Annotated in this window: 2 protein-coding genes and 1 pseudogene; 1 reads left to right on the top strand and 2 read right to left on the bottom strand. The window is 45.7% G+C overall.

The genetic code is table 11. The features are described 5' to 3' along the window. Together AKL11_RS25800 and AKL11_RS21940 are read right to left on the bottom strand one after the other, a co-directional pair. A pseudogene (locus AKL11_RS25800) lies at positions 1–195 on the bottom strand (IS982 family transposase); the annotation flags it as partial. Between the two features lie 156 nt (positions 196–351). Then, a complete protein-coding gene (locus AKL11_RS21940) occupies positions 352–1,599 on the bottom strand; it encodes a pepsin-like aspartyl protease (protein ID WP_067522005.1) in 1,248 nt (415 codons plus the stop codon). A 187-nt stretch (positions 1,600–1,786) separates the two neighbouring features. Between AKL11_RS21940 and AKL11_RS21945 the strand changes: the two genes are divergently transcribed. Beyond that, a complete protein-coding gene (locus AKL11_RS21945; protein ID WP_067522007.1) occupies positions 1,787–2,047 on the top strand; it encodes a hypothetical protein in 261 nt (86 codons plus the stop codon). Positions 2,048–2,121: the final 74 nt, after the last annotated feature.

Consider the following 2,121-nt stretch of genomic DNA (forward strand, 5'->3'; position numbering starts at 1 on the left):
ATGTTGAGCAAAATACTTCCAGATATGCTTATCAGCATGATGTCCAAGCCATTCACCGGTGACCTCCATGGTGATCACTTCACTATCTGAAAGCTTTGGTGGATAACCGCGGCTTCTCAGAGGTAATGGAACGAGTTCTTTGATTAAATCGTCGATCAGGCAGAAGACAGTAGTGATAAACTGTTCAACGGGCATGGCTGGTTTCCTCCTTTGTATCCACTGTTTTTAATAGCAGAAAAGTAGGTCAGTCATGCCTTTTTCAGGTCAGTTTAAAAGTCGAACATCGCGTATCGATCTAAATTAATGGAGTTGATAGAACACCGCTGATAGATGGTAGCCAGCGGCTTGGTTTTATCTGGCGTTCAATAGATTGCCAGAAGGTTGAGCCCGATACTTGCGCAGCTCTTCAGGGGACCCCAGTTCGTTTGCCAGTTTTGCAAACCCGATACGACGATCTGTCTTATCAAAGACCACATAAAATGCCCGCATAAAGGCATCGCCAAATATCCAGAAATCCTGATTACCAGGTGCCAGTCCGGCAACGCAGGTTTCATTGCCTTGCCAGTCAATCTGTTTCACCACATAAAATTCTGGTGGAACGGTCAGCTTATTTCCGCCAATAGTAAAATTGAGTGTTGGCTGTTGTTTCAGGTTGGAGCAGTCCGGCTTGATATCTAAGGTGGCCAGTAAGTTGTTGATGTCGCTTTCAGGCCCGACAATCAATGATGTGCCTGAGTCCACAATGGCTTTGCAATTGCCTTCATACTGACAGGTCAGCGGCACGTTCTGACCGTCAGTGTCGATGCTGTCGAACGTAATGTTGTAATAGAGCCCGGTGGGATCATCGGCGCTCAGGGAGTGCAGTGGCTGCCAGGTTATATCCCCCTGATAAAACGAGTTATCGAGCTCACCGATGATTAAACGACTGGTTTTTTTTTCCGGGGTGTTCGACAGGTAAAAAGAAAACATGGCTTTAGGAATAACTCCCTGTTCTACCGCGTTATCCATCCATGGGGTCACCTGATCTGCGGCAATGGATTGATAAGCCAGGCCAAAAATACCATCAAAGGGTGAGTCTTGAAAGTCGCTGGCAAGTTCGATAGCAAGGCCAATCCCCTGATTGTAAACCGACAGGTCACCCATGGTGACAGTGTCATATCCTACATAGCCTCTCATGCTGCCAGTACCGTACTGGATGTTCAAAGGCTGTTCGTAACTGTAGAAGCTGCCACTGGACGCAGGGTTAAATCGATTTTTTTCAGAGCAGGCGGGTGAAGAGCAGCTCTCTTCAGGAATCCAGATATTACTGGATCCAGTATCCAGTATGGCGCTGAAAGATTGACTTTGTGAGCCCAGTGTAAAAAATCCATAGTACTGCGTGTTGTGTTTGTCGGTCAGGATTACCTCTCCCTGACGTGGAGATCTTGTGGTCACGTTTTTACTGAAGGGTCGTTGGAATTCGTGAAGAGGAATTTGAATGTTTTTCGGTGTAGGTGGCTCTATTTTTTTAATCTTATCCTGTCGTACAACTTCAGCCTGAGTTTGCGTGAAATTCAATAGAAGACCTGTAAAGACACAGACGATAAAGGATTTTTTCATAAACTGTATTCTCCTGACACGATACAAAATGGGTAGGAAGAGAAAGAAAAGCTAGATGAGGAATGTCGTTTTTACCAATGCCAGTCTCTTCCAATATGAAATGAGCCTGAACGGAGCCCTTGTTTCCAAAATGAAATGAGCCTGTGATTTCTGATCTTTCGTCCAAAATTACGGGATGAAAATCATAATGGACACACGGCTCATCAAATCGCTCCAGCAGGTGGAGGAGCTGCTTCAGGCTACACCGCAGATACAGCCTGGTTGGAAGTCAAAAGACGAGTGCTATCAATGGATTGCAGGCACTCTCAAACACTTTCGATACCGCACTCTGAGCAAGCCTGAGAAAGGGCTGATCAAACGCTATCTGATCGTCGCTTCAGGCTATTCCAGGGCGCAAATAACCCGGCTAATTAAAGAATACCTGAATCTAGGAGCCTGTCGGACTTAGAACAACTTTTGAGTATAATACCCGCAAGATCGTAAAAGACAGCCAGCCAATGAACAAATGGACTTTCAGACCCA

This window comes from Endozoicomonas ascidiicola (assembly GCF_001646945.1).
In the GTDB taxonomy this organism is placed as follows: domain Bacteria; phylum Pseudomonadota; class Gammaproteobacteria; order Pseudomonadales; family Endozoicomonadaceae; genus Endozoicomonas; species Endozoicomonas ascidiicola.

Bases quoted from the DNA above. Each gene is read 5' to 3' on its own strand.
- AKL11_RS21940 (WP_067522005.1), bottom strand. From the start codon at position 1,599: ATGAAAAAATCCTTTATCGTCTGTGTCTTTACAGGTCTTCTATTGAAT.
- AKL11_RS21945 (WP_067522007.1), top strand. From the start codon at position 1,787: ATGGACACACGGCTCATCAAATCGCTCCAGCAGGTGGAGGAGCTGCTT.